18 protein-coding genes and 1 pseudogene are annotated in these 17,855 nt (G+C 75.8%); 9 read left to right on the top strand and 10 right to left on the bottom strand.

Annotated features, from left to right (window positions below; all coding sequences use genetic code 11):
• The coding region (gene hrpB / locus LWC35_RS34560) for an ATP-dependent helicase HrpB (protein WP_232874712.1) at positions 1-2,432 on the top strand (2,432 nt) is incomplete at its 5' end.
• Between the two features lie 310 nt (positions 2,433-2,742).
• Here the strand turns inward: hrpB and LWC35_RS34565 are convergent.
• The gene (locus LWC35_RS34565) at positions 2,743-2,997 is read right to left on the bottom strand and encodes a DUF3039 domain-containing protein (RefSeq protein WP_232874713.1); all 255 of its coding nucleotides are present in this window, start codon (positions 2,995-2,997) and stop codon (positions 2,743-2,745) included.
• Positions 2,998-3,007: 10 nt separating this feature from the next.
• On the opposite strand from LWC35_RS34565, the gene LWC35_RS34570 reads away from it, so the two are divergent.
• Positions 3,008-3,919 carry a pseudouridine-5'-phosphate glycosidase gene (locus LWC35_RS34570; RefSeq protein ID WP_232874737.1) on the top strand — a complete coding sequence of 304 codons (912 nt, stop codon included), beginning with the start codon at positions 3,008-3,010 and terminating at the stop codon, positions 3,917-3,919.
• A 6-nt stretch (positions 3,920-3,925) separates the two neighbouring features.
• Here the strand turns inward: LWC35_RS34570 and LWC35_RS34575 are convergent, their stop codons facing one another.
• The 3 genes from LWC35_RS34575 to LWC35_RS34585 form a co-directional block, all read right to left on the bottom strand.
• Complete coding sequence (locus LWC35_RS34575) at positions 3,926-4,267, bottom strand: DUF3099 domain-containing protein (RefSeq protein ID WP_232874714.1); 342 nt, start codon at positions 4,265-4,267, stop codon at positions 3,926-3,928.
• A gap of 142 nt (positions 4,268-4,409) precedes the next feature.
• On the bottom strand, positions 4,410-4,844 hold the full coding sequence (locus LWC35_RS34580; RefSeq protein WP_232874715.1) for an ArsR/SmtB family transcription factor: 435 nt from the start codon (positions 4,842-4,844) through the stop codon (positions 4,410-4,412).
• 77 nt (positions 4,845-4,921) lie between these two features.
• A complete protein-coding gene (locus tag LWC35_RS34585; RefSeq protein ID WP_232874716.1) occupies positions 4,922-5,515 on the bottom strand; it encodes an HhH-GPD-type base excision DNA repair protein in 594 nt (197 codons plus the stop codon).
• Between the two features lie 55 nt (positions 5,516-5,570).
• Here LWC35_RS34585 and LWC35_RS34590 point away from each other — a divergent pair, with 55 nt between their 5' ends.
• Complete coding sequence (locus LWC35_RS34590; protein WP_232874717.1) at positions 5,571-7,100, top strand: DUF7782 domain-containing protein; 1,530 nt, start codon at positions 5,571-5,573, stop codon at positions 7,098-7,100.
• Positions 7,097-7,522, top strand: a complete 426-nt coding sequence (gene dtd / locus LWC35_RS34595) for a D-aminoacyl-tRNA deacylase (protein ID WP_232874718.1) — start codon at positions 7,097-7,099, stop codon at positions 7,520-7,522. Before LWC35_RS34590 ends, dtd begins: the two co-directional genes overlap by 4 nt.
• An 8-nt stretch (positions 7,523-7,530) precedes the next feature.
• On the opposite strand, the gene LWC35_RS34600 is transcribed toward dtd, so the two are convergent.
• From LWC35_RS34600 to LWC35_RS34610, 3 genes are all read right to left on the bottom strand, one after another.
• A complete protein-coding gene (locus tag LWC35_RS34600; RefSeq protein WP_232874719.1) occupies positions 7,531-7,842 on the bottom strand; it encodes a hypothetical protein in 312 nt (103 codons plus the stop codon).
• 136 nt (positions 7,843-7,978) lie between these two features.
• A complete protein-coding gene (locus tag LWC35_RS34605) occupies positions 7,979-8,419 on the bottom strand; it encodes a helix-turn-helix domain-containing protein (RefSeq protein WP_232874720.1) in 441 nt (146 codons plus the stop codon).
• A 56-nt stretch (positions 8,420-8,475) separates the two neighbouring features.
• Positions 8,476-10,281 (bottom strand): PHA/PHB synthase family protein, encoded by a 1,806-nt coding sequence (locus LWC35_RS34610; protein ID WP_232874721.1) that lies wholly within the window; start codon positions 10,279-10,281, stop codon positions 8,476-8,478.
• 256 nt (positions 10,282-10,537) lie between these two features.
• Between LWC35_RS34610 and LWC35_RS34615 the strand changes: the two genes are divergently transcribed.
• The 3 genes from LWC35_RS34615 to LWC35_RS34625 all read left to right on the top strand — a co-directional run bounded on the left by LWC35_RS34615 (position 10,538) and on the right by LWC35_RS34625 (position 13,988).
• Positions 10,538-11,812 carry an alpha/beta fold hydrolase gene (locus tag LWC35_RS34615; protein WP_232874722.1) on the top strand — a complete coding sequence of 425 codons (1,275 nt, stop codon included), beginning with the start codon at positions 10,538-10,540 and terminating at the stop codon, positions 11,810-11,812.
• 309 nt (positions 11,813-12,121) lie between these two features.
• Positions 12,122-13,183 carry a sigma-70 family RNA polymerase sigma factor gene (locus LWC35_RS34620; protein WP_372463157.1) on the top strand — a complete coding sequence of 354 codons (1,062 nt, stop codon included), beginning with the start codon at positions 12,122-12,124 and terminating at the stop codon, positions 13,181-13,183.
• Positions 13,184-13,460: 277 nt separating this feature from the next.
• Positions 13,461-13,988, top strand: coding sequence for a flavin reductase family protein (locus tag LWC35_RS34625; protein ID WP_232874723.1), 528 nt, complete (start codon positions 13,461-13,463; stop codon positions 13,986-13,988).
• Here the strand turns inward: LWC35_RS34625 and LWC35_RS34630 are convergent.
• The 3 genes and pseudogenes from LWC35_RS34630 to LWC35_RS41285 all read right to left on the bottom strand — a co-directional run.
• A complete protein-coding gene (locus tag LWC35_RS34630; protein WP_232874724.1) occupies positions 13,940-14,692 on the bottom strand; it encodes an HAD family hydrolase in 753 nt (250 codons plus the stop codon). The genes LWC35_RS34625 and LWC35_RS34630 overlap by 49 nt on opposite strands.
• A gap of 64 nt (positions 14,693-14,756) precedes the next feature.
• Positions 14,757-15,170 carry a helix-turn-helix domain-containing protein gene (locus tag LWC35_RS34635; protein WP_232874725.1) on the bottom strand — a complete coding sequence of 138 codons (414 nt, stop codon included), beginning with the start codon at positions 15,168-15,170 and terminating at the stop codon, positions 14,757-14,759.
• A gap of 82 nt (positions 15,171-15,252) precedes the next feature.
• A pseudogene (locus LWC35_RS41285) lies at positions 15,253-16,218 on the bottom strand (RsbRD N-terminal domain-containing protein); the annotation flags it as partial.
• Between the two features lie 56 nt (positions 16,219-16,274).
• Here LWC35_RS41285 and LWC35_RS34645 point away from each other — a divergent pair.
• On the top strand, positions 16,275-17,096 hold the full coding sequence (locus LWC35_RS34645; RefSeq protein WP_372463158.1) for an ABC transporter ATP-binding protein: 822 nt from the start codon (positions 16,275-16,277) through the stop codon (positions 17,094-17,096).
• Positions 17,093-17,824 (top strand): ABC transporter ATP-binding protein, encoded by a 732-nt coding sequence (locus LWC35_RS34650; RefSeq protein ID WP_232874726.1) that lies wholly within the window; start codon positions 17,093-17,095, stop codon positions 17,822-17,824. The genes LWC35_RS34645 and LWC35_RS34650 overlap by 4 nt, the downstream gene beginning before the upstream one ends.
• Positions 17,825-17,855 lie beyond the last annotated feature (31 nt).

Below are 17,855 nucleotides of genomic sequence, written 5' to 3' on the forward strand. Positions count from 1 at the left end.
GTCGGGGAGCGCTCGCCGACGTCACCGGCACGCTCACCGCGCACGGCGCCGCCGTGCTCGTCGCCCCACCGGGCACGGGTAAGACCACGCTCGTCCCGCTGGCCCTCGCCGACGCGGTGGACGGCCGCGTGGTCGTGGCCGAACCCCGGCGCGTGGCCACCCGGGCCGCCGCGCGGCGGATGGCCGCGCTGCTCGGCGAGGAGGTCGGTGGCCGGGTCGGCTACTCGGTGCGCGGCGACGCACGGACCTCGGCCGCCACCCGGGTCGAGGTGGTGACCTCGGGGTTGCTGCTGCGCCGGCTGGCCCGCGATCCCGAGCTCCCCGGCGTCGGTGCCGTGGTGCTCGACGAGTGCCACGAACGGCACCTCGACGCCGACCTGCTGCTCACCCTGCTGCTCGACGCGCGGGAGGGGCTCCGGCCGGACCTGCCGCTGCTCGCGGCGTCCGCCACCGTGGCGGCCGGCCGGCTCGCGGCCCTGCTCGGCGCGGCCGAGCCGGCCCCGGTGGTCGAGGTCGAGGCCCGCACCCACCCGGTGACCGTCCGGCACCTCCCGCCGCGGCGGGGCGAGCGGATCGAGGCGTGCGTGGCGCGCGGGATCCGGGCGGCCCTGGAGCGGACCGACGGCGCGGTGCTCGCGTTCCTGCCGGGCGTACCGGAGATCCGCCGCACCGAGGCCGCGCTGGCCGGGCCGGACGGGCTCGGCGTTCCCGTGCTGCCGCTGCACGGCCGGCTGCGGCCCGCGGAGCAGGACGCCGCGCTGCGGGGTGACGGGCGGCGGGTCGTCCTGGCGACCTCGATCGCCGAGTCGAGCCTGACCGTGCCGGGCGTGCGCGCGGTCGTCGACTGCGGGCTCGCGCGGGTCCCCCGCGTCGACCACCGCCGGGGCCTCGCCGGACTGGTGACGATCGCCGAGTCCGCGGCCGTCGCGGAACAGCGGGCGGGGCGCGCGGGCCGGGAGGCGCCGGGCGAGGCCTACCGCTGCTGGCCGGAGGGCCAGGTGCTCGCCCCGTTCCCGGAGCCGGAGATCCGCACCGCCGACCTCACCCGGCTCGCCCTCGACCTCGCCGTGTGGGGCACGCCCGACGGTTCGGGGCTGCGCTGGTGGGACGCCCCGCCGGAGGGTCCCCTCGCGGCCGCGCAGGCGGTGCTGCGGGCGCTCGGCGCGGTCGACGCGACGGGCGCCGCGACCCCGCGCGGCGAGCGGATGGCCGGGCTCGGGCTGCACCCCCGGCTCGCCCGGGCCCTGCTCGACGGCGCTGCCGCAGTCGGGTCGCGGTCGGCGGCGGAGGTCGTCGCCCTGCTCGACGACGACACCCTCGCCGCCGGCACCGACCTCGCCGCCGAGCTGGCCCGGCTCCGCGGCGGCGGCGGTCCCGCGGCCGGGCGGTGGCGGGCCGAGGCCACGCGGCTCGCCCGGCTCGTGCCCGGGTCGCGCGCCGTCGCCGGCGCAGCCGTCGCCGAGGCCGCGCTCGTCGCGGGGCTGGCCCACCCGGAGCGCATCGCGCGCCGGCGGCCCGGGGACGCGCCCGTGTTCCTCATGGCGGGCGGCACGGCCGTCGAGGTCGCCGACGCCGGGCTGGGCGCGCAGGAGTGGCTCGCGGTCGCGGTCGCGGACCGCACCCCCGGCGCGGCGCACGGACGGGTCCGGCTGGCCGCGGCCGCCGACCGGGCGCTCGCCGAGGAGGTGGCGTCGGCGCTGGTCACCGAGGCCGAGGAGGTCGGATGGGCCGACGGCGACGTCCGGGCGCGGCGCGTGCGCCGGCTCGGGGCGATCGTGCTCGAGGAGCGGCCGCTGCGCGATCCCGATCCGGCGCTGGTCCGGGAGGCGCTGGTCGCCGGCCTGCGCGCCGAGGGCACCGGCCTGCTGCGCTGGTCGGCCGCGGACCAGGCGCTCCGGGAGCGGCTCGCCTTCCTGCACCGCACGCTCGGCGGCGAGTGGCCGTCGGTGTCCGAGGAGGACCTGCTGGCCGGCGCCGCCGACCCGGCCGGCTGGCTCGCGGCCCCGCTGGCGGGCGCCCGGCGCCGGGCCGATCTGGCCGCCGTCGACGCCGGGGCGGCCCTGCGCGGGCTGGTCGGCTGGCCGCTCGCGGGGCGGATCGACGAGCTCGCCCCGGAGCGGATCACCGTGCCGAGCGGGTCCCGGATCGCCGTGGACTACGCCGGTGAGCGCCCGGTCCTGCCCGTGCGGGTGCAGGAGGCCTTCGGCTGGACGGCCACGCCGCGGATCGCCGGCGCGCCCGTCCTGCTGCACCTGCTCTCCCCCGCCGGCCGGCCCGCCGCGGTGACCGACGACCTCGACTCCTTCTGGGACACCGGCTACCCGCAGGTCCGCTCCGAGCTGCGCGGCCGCTACCCCAGGCACCACTGGCCGGAGGACCCGCGGACCGCCACGCCGACCCGCCGGACCGGGCGGAACCGGCCGCCGGGGTAGGGCCGGGCCACCTCCGCGCACGCTGTTCGCGAAGGAGAGGTGGCGCATGCCGTCGTCGGACCTGGTCTGGATGCTCCGGGGTCGGACGGCCGGCGGCCGTACCCCGGCGGAGATCACCCGGGCCGCTGTGCGGGTGCGGACCGCGAGGGCCTCGCCGGCGTGTCGACGCGGCACGTCGCCGCCGCGCCGGGGACCGGCGCCGGCTCGCCCTACCGCGACGGGCCGGCGCCGCTCCGCTCCCGACCGCGCTCCGCCCTGGGCGGCCTCCGGTCCGTCGACCCGGCGGACGCCTCGTCGAGGGGCGCGAGGCTCACTCGCCCCCGTCGCCGCCCTTGGGCAGGCCCTCGTAGATCTTCTTGCAGTCCGGGCAGACCGGGGAGCCGGGCTTGGGCGAGCGCGTGACCGGGAACCGCTCGCCGCACAGCGCCTCCACCATGTTGCCCAGGACCGCGCTCTCGGCGATCTTGGACTTCTTCACGTAGTGGAACATCTTCGGCTCGTCGGAGCCGGTCGAGTCGGTCCCCTGGGGCCGGGTCTCGACGTCGGGCAGCGTCTGGGTCGCCATGTGCTCCATGATGCCCCACGTGCCCGACCTCGTGCTCTCGCCCGCCGTCCGCGCCGCAGTCGGGTCCGGGGGTGCCGTCGTCGCGTTGGAGAGCACGCTCCTGGCGCACGGGCTGCCCGCGCCGCGGAACCGCGAGGTGGCCGACGAGGTGGAGGCCGAGGTGCGGGCCGCGGGAGCCGTCCCGGCCACCGTCGCGCTGCTCGACGGGCGCCCGCACGTGGGCCTCGGGCCCGCCGAGCTGGACCGGGTGTGCGCCGGCGGGCTGGAGAAGCTGTCGGTGCGGGACCTCGGCGTCGCCGCCGGCCTGGGCCGTTCCGGCGCGACGACGGTCGCCGCCACCGCCCGGCTCGCCGCGCTCGCCGGGATCCGGGTCTTCGCCACGGGCGGGCTCGGTGGCGTGCACCGCGACGCGCGGGAGACCTGGGACGTGTCCGCCGACCTGCCCGCCCTCGCCACGACGCCGGTGCTGGTGGTGTGCGCCGGGGTGAAGTCGATCCTCGACGTCGGGGCCACGCTGGAGGTACTGGAGACCTCGTCGGTGCCGGTGCTCGGCTTCCGCACCGACCGCTTCCCCGGCTTCTACCGCCGCGACGCCGGGTTCCCCGTCCCCTGGCGGATCGAGACCCCTGCCGAGGCCGCGGCGGCCTGGCGGGCGCACAGCGCGCTCGGCCCGGGATCCGGGATGGTGCTGGCGCGGCCCGTGCCCGACGGTGACGAGCTCGACGCCGCCCTGCACGACCGGCTGCTCGCGGAGGGCCTGCAGCTGGTCGCCGAACGCGGGATCACCGGCAAGGACGTCACCCCGGCGTTGCTGGAGCACTTCCACTCCGCCAGCGACGGCGCCAGCCTGGCCACCAACGTCGCGCTCGTGCGCGCCAACGCCCGCCTCGCCGCCGAGGTCGCCGCGCAGCTCGCCGGCTGAACCGGCTCAGCCGTTGTTGCCGCTCTCGATGACCGGGTGTTCCCTCGACTCGAGCTCGCGCCGCTCGCCCCTGTACCGGTTGACCTTCTCGGTCTTCAGCGGGAGCCGGTCGTTGGCGATGAGCACCGCGATCCACGGGAGCGGGATCGAGATCACCAGCAGCGTCACCGCGAGCCACGGGATCTGGTAGAAGACGGCGGCGAGGACCATGCAGGGGATGCGCATCCCCATCATGATCTTGTAACGTCGCTTCCGGGTGGCGAGCTCCTCCTCGTAGGAGCGCTGCGCATCCGTGATGAGCACGGGATCGGAGTCCCGTCCCGTCGAGCGACTGGGTTCGGTCGTCACCGGACCACCTCCCTGCCCATCGTGTCACTCACCTCGACGGTACGCGCGTCGACCCGGCACCGGATTGCACAACGAAACAAATTGCGGACGGACCACTCCGACGGCGCACGACCGGGCGGATCGTCAGGTGCCCGCACGGGGCTCAGCCCGTGCGGCCGGGCTCCGCGGAGGCCTCCCCGGGCTCGTCGTGCGCGCCGTGGGCGTGCAGCCGCACCGGCCCGACGGCCTCCTCGGACACGACCTCGAGCAACCGCTTCGCCAGCCCGCCCGCGATCCGGTAGCGCACCAGCCTGCCCTCGCGGTGCGCGGTGACCATGCCGTGCGCCCGGAGCAGCCGCAGGGCGTGCGACACGGCGCTGTCGCTCATCCCGACGGCGACCGCGAGGTCGGACACGCAGAGGTCGCCCGCGTGCTGCAGCGCCAGCAGGATCGACAGCCGGTTCACCTCGCCGAGCGCGTCGAGGACGGTGGCCGCGTGCTGGACCTGCTCGGTGTCGGCGAGCACGGCGGTCGCGTCGCACACCTGATCCGGGTCGATGACCCGCATCTCGCGGCGGTCGGTCGGGACCTTGTGCACGGCGTCGATGCTACTGCGGGGCGATCACGGGGCGGGGCGTGTCCCGCGCCGCATCCCGCGGCCGCCTTCTCCCGGGACTACGTCCCGGCCTTCTTCGCGGCCTTGTCGGCCTTGGCCGCGGCCTTGGCCGCCTGTTTGAACTCGCGGACCCGCTCCAGCGACCCGGGGTCGCGGACGTCGGCCACCGACCGGAACGAGCCCTCCTCGCCGTAGTTCCCGGCCGCCTCGCGCCACCCCTCCGGCGTGACGCCGCACTGCTTGCCGAGCAGCGCCACGAAGATCTGCGCCTTCTGGGTGCCGAAGCCCGGCAGCGCCGACAGCCGGCGGAACAGGTCCCTCCCGTCCGCGGCGTCGGCCCAGACACCGGTGACGTCGCCGTCGTAGCGCTCCACGATCGCCTGGTGCAGCGCCTGCACGCGGCCCGCCATCGACCGCGGGTACCGGTGCAGCGCGGGCTTCTCGGCGAAGACCTCGACCAGCTTCTCGGGGTCGTAGCCGGCGATCTGCCGCGCGTCGAGGGTGTCCGTGCCGAGGCGCCGGGCCAGCTCGGCGGGCGCGGCGAACGCGCGCTCCATCGGGATCTGCTGGTCGAGCAGCATGCCGGTGAGCAGCGCCAGCGGGTCGCGGTCGAGGAGCGCGTCGGCGGCGGCGTCCTGGGAGAGGCTCAGCACCCGCCCACGGTACCGGGTGACCTGCGCGAACCCGCATCGGTGAGGATGGTGGGCGATGAACGCCGCACGGTCCTCCCCCACCCCTTCACCGGCACTGTCCGACGACCTCTGCGCCCGGCTCCAGGACGGTCTGCTCGAGCAGGGCTTCACCACGACCGGGGTGCGCGACCTGCTCGGCGCCGGCGCCCACGCGGCCCTGACCCGTGGCGAACCGGAGGCGGCCGCCCGCGCCACGCGCGAGGCCGGCGGCCTCGGCTCGCTGGTCCGGCTGTTCCTGCTCGGCGACACCGAACCGGCCCCGCCGCTGCCGGAGATCGACGCGCTCGTCGCGGGCGGGCTGCTCGCCCGGACCCCGGACGGCGTGCGCGCGGCCATGGACCTGCGCCCCTACGGCGAGGACGATCCCGACGACCCGGCCGGCGAGGCGCTCTGGTACGTCCTCTCCGACCTCGACACGCCGGCCGCGCGGCAGGACCGCGACCACGTGACCGGTGTCGGCGGGGCGTCGCTCACGCTCGCGTCGTCGCTGGTCCGCACGCCGGTGCGGGACACCCTCGACCTGGGGACGGGGTGCGGCGTGCAGGCCCTGCACGCGAGCCGGTTCTCCGGGCGGGTCACCGCCACGGACGTGGCGCCGCGGGCCCTGGCGACGGCACGGGCCACGCTCGCGCTGTCCGGCGTGCACACCGTCGACCTCGTCGAGGGCCCCTGGCTCGCGCCGGTGGCCGACCGGCGGTTCGACGCGATCGTCTCCAACCCGCCGTTCGTGCCCGGCCCGGCGCGGGTCGAGTACGTCTACCGGGACTCCGGGCAGGCCGGCGACGCGGCGCTGGCCGGGCTGCTGCACGACCTCCCGGCCCGGCTGCGGCCCGGCGGGCGCGCCCAGCTGCTCGGGTCGTGGCTGCACGTGCGTGGCGAGGACTGGCCGGACCGGGTGCGCGCGTGGATCCCCGAGGGCTGCGACGCCTGGATCGTCCAGCGCGAGGTGACCGACCCGGCGCTGCACGTCGGCACCTGGCAGCGCGACGCCGGCCTGGACCTGTCCGCCCCGGCCACCCGCGCGCAGGCAGCGGCGTGGCTGGACTGGCTGGAGGACGAGCGCGTCGAGGCCGTCGGGTTCGGCTTCCTGCTGCTGCGCACGGTGCCCGACGGGCGCGCCCCGGAGATCGTGGTCGAGGACCTGCCCGGCGAGCTGGCCGACCCGCTCAACGCGGAGATGGCGGGCTGGCTGGACCGCGTCGACTGGCTGCGCGACCACGCGACCGACGAGGCGCTGCTGGGCGCCCGGCTCACGCTGTCCCCGAACGCCACCCTGGAGCGCTACGCCGTGGCCGGCGACGAGGGCTGGTCCGACGCGGGCGCGGCGGTCGTGCTCGCCGACGGGCCGCAGTGGCGGCACGAGGTCGACGAGCCCGCCGCCGCGCTGCTCGCCGGCTGTTCGGGCGCGCTGCCCCTGGAGGAGCTGTTCGCGCTGCTGTCCTACGCACACGACCGCCCGGTCGACGCCCTGGTGCAGGCCGCCCTGCCCGCCGTGCGGGAGTTCGTGCGGCACGGCGTGCTGCTGCCCGCCGGTACCGCCCGGTGAGGGCGGTCGCCTCGCGGGTCCGCGGTGCCTCCGTCGCGGTCGGCGGTCGGACCGTCGGCGCGATCGAGGGCGAGGGCCTGCTCGTGCTGCTGGGTGTGACCCACGACGACGGCGCCGAGGACGTCGAGCGGATGGCCCGCAAGCTCTGGGAGCTGCGGCTGCTCGACGGCGAGCGGTCGTGCGCCGACGCGGGCGCCCCGCTGCTCGTGGTCAGCCAGTTCACGCTCTACGGCGACACCCGCAAGGGCCGCAGGCCCTCGTGGTCCGCCGCGGCCCGGCCGGAGGCGGCCGAGCCGGTGATCGACGCCGTGGTGGCCGCCCTGCGCGCACGGGGTGCGCACGTGGAGACGGGGGTGTTCGGCGCCGAGATGGCCGTCGCGTCGGTGAACGACGGCCCCTTCACCGTGCTGGTCGAGACCTGACTCGCAGGTCAGACGCCCGGGGTGGTGGTCTTGCGGGCCGCGGTGGTGCGGGCCTTGGCGGAGACCTTGTCCGCCTGCTCGCCCACGGTCTCGACGACCTGCACACCGGCCTCGAACACGCCCTTGGCGAAGTCGCGCTGACTGGCGAGGACCCTCTCGGCCGCGCCGAACGAGCTGTCGAGCAGGCTCTGCGCGTCCGCCGCGGTGGGACGGAACGAGGTGAGCGTGCCGACGGCGTCGGTCCAGGCGTCGAACGCGGAGCTGACGGCCTCCTGGCCGCGCTTGGCGAAGTCGGTGAGCTTCTCGCTGGTGCCGGCCATGACGGCCTCCCTTCCTCTGCCCCCTCGTGCGGGGCGGTGTCTCGGAGAGTTCTGGTGGCGCACGCCGATCGGCGTGGCGCTACCTAAACTACGCATCAGCGTTAAGTATGTCAATCAGCGCTGCTCGTGGGCCCCGTCACGACTCGAGGAAGCTCCGGTACACCCCGAGCAGAGCGGTCTTCTGCTCCTCGGTCAGCCGCGTCTCGGCGCGCACGGCCTCCTCGACCGAGCACGGCCCGGCACCGGCCTCGTCGCCCGCGGGCTCGGCGCGGCCGTTGCCGGTGGCGGCCCGGGCAGCGACGCCACCCCACCCCGCCTGCTGCAGCAGCTGCTCGGTGTTGAGGTGCAGCGCGTCGGCGATGGAGTGCAGCACCTTGAGCGACGGCTGGTGCAGCCCCCGCTCGACCTGGCTCAGGTAGGCGTTCGACACCCGGGTCATGGAGGCCATCTCGCGGAGGGAGAGCTTGGCCATCTGGCGCTGGGCGCGGATGAACCCGCCCAGCGCGTTGACCTGCTCGGACCAGCCCCCGTCGTGCGCCCGGCCCTCCGCCGGACCGCCGCCACCACCCGTCGTCATGCCCCCAGTCTTCCCGATCCGGGGCCGCGGTGTCGCGACCCCGCATCGGCGACGGGTCAGCTCTTCAGCACGTAGGTGCCCGGGGCGTCGCCGAGCGCGGGGTGGGCGTCGGACCCGAGCGGCGGCGGCGCGACCTTGTCCCCGGCGTGCACCTCGGCCCAGTTCGCCCAGTCCTCCCACCAGCTCGCCCGCTGCTCGGTGGCGTCGTCGCGCCAGTCCTGCGCGCTCTCCGGCAACTCGGACGACTCGGTGAACCAGTGCCGGGACTTCGACGACGGCGGGTTGACGACGCCGGCGATGTGCCCGGAGTTCGACAGCACGAACCGCACGGTGCCGCCGAGCTTGCGGGCCCCGAGGTAGACCGACTCCCACGGCGCGATGTGGTCCCGCTCGGCGGTGATCACGTAGGCGTCCTGCCGGACGTTCTGCAGGTCCAGCCGCTCCCCGGCGAGCTCGAGCTTGCCCTCGGCCAGCTCGTTGCGGATGTAGCACGTGCGCAGGTACTCGGTCTGCATCTCGGCGGGCATCCGGGTGGAGTCGGCGTTCCAGGTGAGCATGTCGAACGGCTCGGGGTCGCGCCCCTGCAGCCAGTTGGCCTCGACGTAGCGCCACAGCAGATCCGTGGCGCGGAGCAGGTCGAAGGTCATCTTCATGCTCGACGCGGGCAGGTACCCGTCCTTGCGCATGGTGCGCTCGAGCCGCGCGACGGTCGCCTCGTCGGTGAACACGCCGAGGATCCCCGGCCCGGTGAAGTCCAGCAGGGTGTTCATGAGGGTGAGGCTGTTGACGCGGTCGTCGCCGCGGGCCGCGAGCCACGCCAGCATCGACGCCGCGATCGTGCCGCCGAGGCACAGCCCGGCCACGTTGACCTTCGGCGCACGGGTGATCTCCTGGACGACGTCCAGCGCGGCCAGCGGGCCCTCGCGGAGGTAGTCGCTCACCGTCAGGTCGCGCAGCGTCGAGTCCGGGTCCCGGTAGCTGATCATGAACACGGTGTGCCCGTGCTGCACGGCCCACTCGACGAGGCTGCGCCCCGGGGCGAGGTCCATGATGTAGAACTTGTTGATCCACGGCGGGCTCATGAGCAGCGGGATCTCGTGGACCTGCGGGGTCTGCGGGGCGTACTGGATCAGTTCGATCAGGCGGTTGCGGTACACCACCTTGCCCGGGGTGGAGGCGAGCTGCTCACCGACCACGAACTCGCCCGGGGTGTTCTGCCGGGGCAGGCCGCGGTTCTGCACGAGGTCGCGCAGGGCGTTGCGGGCGCCGCGGACCAGGCTGCGACCCCCGGTCTCGAAGGCCTTCTGCACCATGCCCGGACTGCCGGCCGGCCAGTTCGGCGGGGCGGCGGCCTCGATCAGCTGCGCGACCAGGAAATCGATCTTGCGGCGGGTGATCGGCTCGAGCTCCAGCCCGCCGGCCAGCTCGCGCAGCCGCGCGGCGAAGAGCGCGTACTCCTGGCGGCACAGCCAGTACCAGGCGTTCTCCTCCCAGACGGGGTCCTTGTACCGGGGGTCGCGCTCGGTCAGGACGGCCGGGCCGTCCGTCGAGGCCCCGACCGCCCGCAGCGCGGAGACGACGCCGGCGCGCGACGCGTCGAGACCCCAGCCGAGGCCGACCTTGGCCGCGGTCCCCGGGTGCGTGGCGACGGCCTTGGCCGCGCCCGCCAGCGCGGGCACGAACCCGATCGGGTCCAGGCGGGCGGCGACGGTCCGCGGGTCGATGCGCTCCTTCACCGCGTCGGCGACCGAGCCGACCACCCGGCGCGCCCGCTCCTCGGCCCGCGCCCGCTCGGACGACGGGTCCGTGCCGGTCGCCCCCGCGGCCGGCGGGACTGCTGCGAGTGTCTTCCTGGACGTCATCGGCGGTGGCCTCCCCCTTGAAACGGCGTGTGTCCGCCCCGGGCCGATCGGGCTCTCCGGCAGCGGTCGCACCATGGTGGGGGGTACTCCCCGGTAGCGGGCAGTGACGGATCCAGGTCACTTGGTAAGCCCCGTCACCTGCGCTTGGCATAGCAAGCACTACCGCCGGGTAGGTCAGCTGTTGCTCGGGATACGCACCACGACCTACTGTCGAGTAGCACACGACGGTCGACATCACCGGCGATGGGAGACGACCATGACAAGCGCGCTGTCCGGCGACACGGGCGAGAGCACCCTCCAGCGCAGCGGCACCGAGGAGCTCGCAGGCACCCCCGTCGACACCCCCGTCGGTCCCGCCGCCGAGCACCCCTACCGCTTCCTGCTCCGCTACGGCACCGAGACGGCGGCCCGCAGCCTCGCCGAGGCCGGCCGGGCGGCCGGCTCCGCCTGGTGGTCGTTGGCCCGCCGCCCGTGGGCGGCCCCCGCCCGCACCGCGCTCTGGTGGACGACCGTCCTCGACCGCGCCGAGCCCCGCTGGCACCTCCCGCACCGGATCACGCTCGAGACGGACTTCGCGGTGCTGCGGGACTTCACCGCCGACGAGCACCGCGCCGATCCCGTCGTCCCCACGCTGGTGCTGCCGCCACAGGCGGGGCACAGCTCGACGGTCGTGGACTTCGCGCCGGGGCAGAGCCAGCTGACCGCGCTGCGGGAGTCCGGGCTGACCCGGCTCTACTCGCTCGACTGGCGCCCGGCCACGCCCGCGACGAAGCGGGTCACCATCACCGACTACATCCAGGTGATCGACCGCTCGATCCGCCGGATGGGCGGGCGGGCCAACCTCGTCGGCGACTGCCAGGGCGGCTGGCTCGCCACGATCTACGCGACGCTGCACCCCGACCGCGTCCACACGCTGACGCTGGCGGGCGCCCCGATCGACTTCCACGCGGGCGACTCGGTGATCGCGGCGTCGACGCAGGCCCTCGCCGGCCGGTTCGGGCTCGCGCCCTACCGCGCCCTGGTCGCGGCCAACGGCGGGACGATGGCCGGCGCCGCGGTCCTCGCGAACTTCGTGATGATCCAGCCGCAGGCGGAGATCGGCCGCCAGCTGCGCCTGCTGGCCGACGTCGACGACCCGGCGCACGTCGAGCGCTACCGGGTGTTCGAGGACTGGTTCAAGCACACCCAGGACATCCCGGGAGCGTTCTACCTCTGGCTGGTCGAGCACCTGTTCTGGCGCAACCGGCTGGTGCGCGGCGAGCTCGAGGTCGACGGGCGGCCGGCCCGGCTCGACGCGATCTCCTGCCCGCTGTTCCTGCTCGCGGGTGCGACGGATCACATCACGCCGCCGGCGCAGCTGTTCGCGATCGCCGACCACGTGTCGACCCCCGCGGAGTCGATCACGAAGCGGGTCGCCGCCGGGGGCCACCTGGGCCTGTTCACCGGCCGGAACGCCCTGCGCCGGGACTGGCCCGCGCTCATGGCGGAGGTCCGTTCGCTCTCCACGAACGGCATCTCGGGCGTCGCCTGACGCGGGGGACGTTCCCGGCATCCATCACCCGCACGGCGGATGCGCGACGCCGGGAACGTTTATCCGCACCCGTGCGTTCAACCCTGTAGAACCCCGGCGGAGGGCCTGGTCCCACTGGCGAACCGCCCGGGTCGCGTTAGGGGAGGAACGTCCATGACAGTGGCACCGACGGTGGATCCCGCACTGGACCCTGCACACACCGGATCCGCGCGCCGGAGCACCGGTAGCGACTCTGCGACCGCGCCCACCCGGCGCCGCGCGCCGGCTCGCGTTCCCGGCCAGCGTACCTCGTCCTCGCGCTCCGCCGCCGTGAAGAAGTCGGCCCCCGGGCGGACCGCGGCGACCCCGGCGTCCCCCGAGGCGCCGGAGGAGGTCACGGAGGAGACGGTGGACGAGGTCCGCGAGAGCGGTCGGCCCGAGCTGACCGCCGAGGATCTCGACGCGCAGAGCCCGGCCGCGGACCTGGTCCGCGTCTACCTGAACGGCATCGGCAAGACCGCGCTGCTCACCGCGGCGGAGGAGGTCGACCTCGCGAAGCGGATCGAGGCCGGCGTCTTCGCTACGCACGTGCTCGACACCGCGCGGGCCGAGGGCCGCGAGCTCGACCCGGCCTACGCCCGCGACCTGCGGGCCGTGGTGCGCGACGGCGAGCGCGCCCGCAACCACCTGCTCGAGGCGAACCTGCGCCTGGTCGTGTCGCTGGCCAAGCGCTACACGGGTCGCGGCATGCCGCTGCTCGACCTCATCCAGGAGGGCAACCTGGGCCTGATCCGCGCGGTCGAGAAGTTCGACTACGCGAAGGGCTTCAAGTTCTCGACCTACGCCACGTGGTGGATCCGGCAGGCGATCACCCGCGGCATGGCCGACCAGGCCCGCACCATCCGGCTGCCCGTGCACCTGGTGGAGCAGGTCAACAAGCTGGCCCGGATCAAGCGGGACATGCACCAGCGCCTCGGCCGCGAGGCCACCCACGAGGAGCTGGCCGCCGAGTCCGGGCTGCCCGAGGAGAAGATCGCCGACCTGCTCGACCACGCGCGGGACCCGGTGAGCCTCGACATGCCGGTCGGCAGCGACGAGGAGGCCCCGCTCGGCGACTTCATCGAGGACGACCAGGCGGCCGACGCCGAGAACACGGTCATCTCGCACCTGCTGCACGACGACCTGCGCCGGGTCCTCGGCACGCTGGAGGAGCGCGAGCAGGCGGTGATCCGGATGCGCTACGGCCTCGACGACGGCCAGCCGCGCACGCTGGACCAGATCGGCCGCCGCTTCGGGCTCTCCCGCGAGCGGGTGCGCCAGATCGAGCGCGAGGTCATGGCGAAGCTGCGGGTCGGCGAGCGGGCGGACCGCCTGCGCGCCTACGCCAGCTGAGCGGCCGGTCCACGGATCGTCGACGGCGCACGCGGCCCCGCACCCGGATCGGGTGCGGGGCCGCGTCGCGTCCGCGGACGGGGCCGACGCCGTCCCCCGGGCTCCCCTCGAGCGGTGACGCCGCCGGCCGATGATCATTCTGGGTCCGACCCGGCACGCGCGCCCCGCCGACAGGCGGGCCCGATCGGTGGATCTCAGCCCGCCGCCCCGCGGGGTGTGTCACACCGCCCTCCCGCGAGGCATGGAGATCCGGCCGATCGCTGCCTAGGCTCGGGGCATGCCGAGTACGACGGAGACTCCCCAGCCGGTGACCCCCGAGGCGATGCGCGACGTGCTGGGGCACTTCGTGTCCGGCGTCGTGGTGATCACCGCACAGGGGCCGGACGGGCCGCTGGGCTTCACCTGCCAGTCGTTCGCCTCGCTGTCGCTGGACCCGCCGCTGATCTCCTTCTCCCCCGCCCGCACCTCCTCCACGTGGCCGCGGATCCGCGAGGTCGGCTCCTTCTGCGTCAACGTGCTCGCGGAGGACCACCAGGAGTACAGCAACGGGTTCGCCCGCTCCGGCACGGACAAGTTCGCCGGTGTGAGGTGGTCCCCCGCCCCCTCCGGCTCCCCCGTGCTCGAGGGCGTGAGCGCCTGGATCGACTGCACCCTCTGGAACGAGCACGACGGCGGCGACCACACGATCGTCCTCGGCCGGGTGTCGGACCTCGGCGCCGACGCCACCCGCCTGCCGCTGCTCTTCTACCGGGGCAACTACGGGCTCACCCCGCCGGTGGCCAGCGAGTCCGAGGAGACCAGCTGACCGTCGACCGACGGGCCGCGCCGCTGCGCCGGCGGCGGCTGCGGCAGGCCGAGCCGCGCCGGGAGCTCCACGACCGTCTCGAGGACGTCGTGGGCGCCCGCCGCGCGTAGCCGCGCGGGCGAGTGCGCCCCGCTCTGCACCCCGAGTGCCAGCCCGGCGCCCGCCCGCGCCGCGGCGGCCATGCCCGCCGTCGAGTCCGCCACGACGACGCAGTCCGCGGGCTCGGCGTCGACCTTCCTCACCGCCGCCAGCACCAGGTCCGGTTCGGGCCACCCGCGCCCGCCGACGTCGGCCGGCGCGAACAGCAGGTCGACCGCCAGGCCGGCCCGGGCGACGAGCGCGTCCCGTGTCTCCGCCCCCACCCCGCCGACCAGCGCCACCCTGGTCCCGGCCTCGCGGAGGGCGGTGATCGCCGCGCCGGCCCCCGGGACCTCGCGCACCCGGCCCCGTTCGGCCGCGTCCCGCAGGTGGGCCTCGTAGGCGTCGGTGGCCAGCCGCGCCCGGCGCAGGTCGCCGTCGAGCAGGTCGGCGAAGACCCGCAGGACCGGCCGGTCGGTCGTCGCCCGGGCCTGCCGCTGCAGCGCCGGGTACCGCGGGCCCGCGACGGGCACGCCGACCGACACGAGGCCGCGGCGGACCGCGTCGAGCACCAGGCCGCCGTCGGCGATCGTGGTGCCGACGAGGTCGAGGACCGCCAGACGCATCGGAGCACTCCATCGCGCCCGGGTGAGCGGCGGGGGGACGCCGGGCGGCGCGCGGGTGAACGGCTCACCGCGCCCGGGTGTCCGCCTCCTGGTCGGGACCGGCCACGGGCGGGTCCGGGACCGCCGCGGCGGTGCGCGCCGCCATCACGCCCAGGCTGAGCAGCAGGCGGTCGCGGGGATCGGCGATCCGCCGCCCCGTGACGGCCTCGATCCGGCGCATCCGGTAGATCACCGTGTTGCGGTGGCAGAACAGCGCCTGCGCCGCGTGCGTCGGCGAGCCACCGTGCGCCAGAAGGGCCTCCAACGTCTCGAGCAGGACCGCGCGGTCCGCCTCGGGGAGGGCGGGGAGCCCGCCGAGCCCGGCGTCGAGGACCCGCGGGAGCAGCTCGGGGCTGTCGGCGAGCAGGGCCTCGGGCAGCCGGTCGTCGAGCACCGCGAGCCCGGGCCCGGTCAGGGTCCGCAGCGCGGTCCGGGCCATCCGGTAGGCGGCCGTCGGCCGCGCCGAGGTCCGCGACGGCGGCGGAGAGCCCCACCCTGCCCGCGACCTGCGACTCCAGGATCCCGGGCACCTCCGCGGCCCGCCGCGCCGACGGCGCGACGAGCCCCACCAGCTCGTCCTCGCGCAGCATCCAGAACGAGGCGATCCGGTGCGCGGCCAGGGTCTCGTGCGGGTCCCGCAGGGGGTCGCACCCGGCCCGCTCGATCCCGCCGACGACGCACAGCACCGGCCCGCCGGACGGCAGGCCCAGGATCGCCGCGGCGTCGCGCGCGAAGCCCGGGTCGCGACCCCGGCCGGCCAGCAGCGCGTCGAGCACGGCGCGGCGGCGGCCGAGGTCCTGGCCCCGCATCCGGTGCTCCTCGTGCCGGTAGGCGTCGACGAGCGCGGCGGAGCTGCCGTCGTTGGTGCGCAGGACGAACCCGGCCGCGTCGAGCAGGCCGGGGTCGTGGGCGCCGCCGAATCGGGCCCTGGAGGCCGTGCGCAGCGCGTCCCACAGGATCCGGCAGCCGAGCCGGTAGGCGTGCAGCACGGCCTCGAGCGGGACGCCCTGCCGCGCCCGCCGCCGCCCGGTCTCCCGGGTGGTGTCCCCGGGGTCGACCCCGTCGGGCACGACGTCGGCAAGCACCTCGATGCCGCGCAACAGGTTCACCCGGCAGGCCTGGCGCAGCTCGTCGACCAGGTCCAGCTCCAGGTAGCAGCGCTCGTGCCGCAGGATGCGCAGGGCGAGCCGGTCCGCGAGGGCGTCGAGGTCGTCGAACAGCGCGGCCCCCAGCACCCGGAGCGCCTCGTCGGCGGCCGGGTCCAGGTCTCGGCCGGTCCGGGGGCGGTCGGCGGGGCGACCCGGGGCGCGCCGCTCCTCGTCGACGGGACGCACCAGATCACTGTGCAACAGGTCACAACGGGCCGTCCACCCATTCGGGCGTTCCGCCCAGCATTCGGACACGGATCCTGGGCGCCGCGCCCATGGCCTTCGCTGGTCGCGGCGCCCAATCTGGTCCCGTCCGAGTGATCCGCTACCGCCGGTCACCGGATCCCCGTCGCACCCCGTCCCGACATCGCCGTCGCAGCCCGGGAGGCCCGCCCGTGACCGCTCCCCCCGCCGACCACGCCGCCGACCGCGGTCCGTCCGCCGCCGGGGACGCGGTCCTCTTCGCCGTCGACGACGTCTCGGTGCGGTTCGGCGGGCTCGTCGCCCTGGACCGGGTGTCGCTTACCGTGCCGCCGCGCGGCGTGCACGGCGTGATCGGCCCGAACGGCGCGGGCAAGACGACCCTGTTCAACGTCTGCTGCGGGTTCGTCCGCCCCGACTCCGGGGCGCTGCGCTGGCACGGCGCCCCGGTGCGCCGGCTGCGCCCGCACCAGCTGGCGGGCATGGGGATCGCGCGCACGCTCCAGGGCGTCGGGCTCTTCCGCGGGCTCACCGTGGCCGAGAACGTCATGGTCGGGGCGGATCGGCACCGCCGCGCCGGGTTCCTGTCCGGGCTGCTCGCGCTGCGCCGCTCCGACCGCGACGAGCGGGCGCTGCGCGAGCGCGCCCTCGCCGCGCTCGACGAGCTGGGCGCGGTGCACCACGCCGACCGGTTGCCCGGCAGCCTGCCGTATCCCGTGCAGAAACGGGTCGCGCTGGCCCGGGCGCTGGTCGCCGAGCCCGAGCTCCTGCTGCTCGACGAGCCCGCCAGCGGGCTGGGCGGCGACGAGATGGACGAGCTGGGCGCGCTGCTTCGCGGGCTGGCCGGCCGGACGGCCGTGGTGCTGGTCGAGCACCACATGGACCTCGTGATGAGCGTGTGCGACCGGATCACCGTGCTGGACTTCGGGAAGGTGGTCGCGGAGGGCCCGCCCGACACGGTCCGCGACGATCCCGCCGTCGTCGCGGCCTACCTCGGCGAGGAGGCCCACCGATGAGCCCGCCCGCCACCACCGCGGCCCTGCGGGTGACCGGGCTGACCGCGGGCTACGGCCCCGTCACCGCGCTCGACGGCGTCGACGTCACGGCCGGGCCGGGTCGTATCACCGCCGTGCTGGGAGCCAACGGCGCCGGCAAGACCACGTTGCTGCGCACCGTCTCCGGCCTGGTGCCGGCGCGGTCGGGGAGCGTGCACGCCGGCGACGTCGACCTCACCGGGGCGGCCCCGGAGCGGATCGCCCGTGCCGGGATCGCGCACGTCCCCGAGGGGCGCGGCGTGGTCACCGAGCTCACCGTGGAGGAGAACCTGCGGCTCGGCGCGCTGCTGGGCAAGGCCCGCGGGCGAACCGACACCGCGATCGACGACGTCTACGCCATGTTCCCGCCGTTGGCCGAGCGCCGGCGACGGGACGCGCACACCCTCTCCGGCGGCGAGCGGCAGATGCTCGTCATCGGGCGCGCGCTGGCCTGTGGCCCCGACGTCCTGCTGCTCGACGAGCCTTCGCTGGGCCTGGCGCCGCGGGTCGTCTCCCAGATCTTCGAGCTGCTCCGCGAGCGGGTCGAGGGGTCCCGCCTCGCGGTGCTCCTCGTGGAGCAGAACGCCCGCAGCGCGCTGTCCGTGGCCGACCTCGGGGTGGTGCTCAACCTCGGCCGGGTCGTGGCGAGCGCCCCGGCCGCCGAGCTCGCCGCCGACGACGCCCTCCGGCACGCCTACCTGGGCTTCTGACCGGCCCCGGCGACCGAGCACGAACGGGAGG

Origin of the sequence: Pseudonocardia kujensis (genome assembly GCF_021283305.1) — a bacterium.
GTDB lineage: Bacteria > Actinomycetota > Actinomycetes > Mycobacteriales > Pseudonocardiaceae > Pseudonocardia > Pseudonocardia kujensis.

Excerpts from the sequence above, each read along its gene's own strand:
- LWC35_RS34565 (WP_232874713.1), bottom strand. The coding sequence starts at position 2,997 with ATGGCGACCCAGACGCTGCCCGACGTCGAGACCCGGCCCCAGGGGACC.
- LWC35_RS34570 (WP_232874737.1), top strand. The coding sequence starts at position 3,008 with ATGCCCCACGTGCCCGACCTCGTGCTCTCGCCCGCCGTCCGCGCCGCA.
- LWC35_RS34590 (WP_232874717.1), top strand. The coding sequence starts at position 5,571 with ATGAACGCCGCACGGTCCTCCCCCACCCCTTCACCGGCACTGTCCGAC.
- LWC35_RS34600 (WP_232874719.1), bottom strand. The coding sequence starts at position 7,842 with ATGGCCGGCACCAGCGAGAAGCTCACCGACTTCGCCAAGCGCGGCCAG.
- LWC35_RS34605 (WP_232874720.1), bottom strand. The coding sequence starts at position 8,419 with ATGACGACGGGTGGTGGCGGCGGTCCGGCGGAGGGCCGGGCGCACGAC.
- LWC35_RS34610 (WP_232874721.1), bottom strand. The coding sequence starts at position 10,281 with ATGACGTCCAGGAAGACACTCGCAGCAGTCCCGCCGGCCGCGGGGGCG.
- LWC35_RS34615 (WP_232874722.1), top strand. The coding sequence starts at position 10,538 with ATGACAAGCGCGCTGTCCGGCGACACGGGCGAGAGCACCCTCCAGCGC.
- LWC35_RS34625 (WP_232874723.1), top strand. The coding sequence starts at position 13,461 with ATGCCGAGTACGACGGAGACTCCCCAGCCGGTGACCCCCGAGGCGATG.
- LWC35_RS34630 (WP_232874724.1), bottom strand. The coding sequence starts at position 14,692 with ATGCGTCTGGCGGTCCTCGACCTCGTCGGCACCACGATCGCCGACGGC.
- LWC35_RS34635 (WP_232874725.1), bottom strand. The coding sequence starts at position 15,170 with ATGGCCCGGACCGCGCTGCGGACCCTGACCGGGCCCGGGCTCGCGGTG.
- LWC35_RS34650 (WP_232874726.1), top strand. The coding sequence starts at position 17,093 with ATGAGCCCGCCCGCCACCACCGCGGCCCTGCGGGTGACCGGGCTGACC.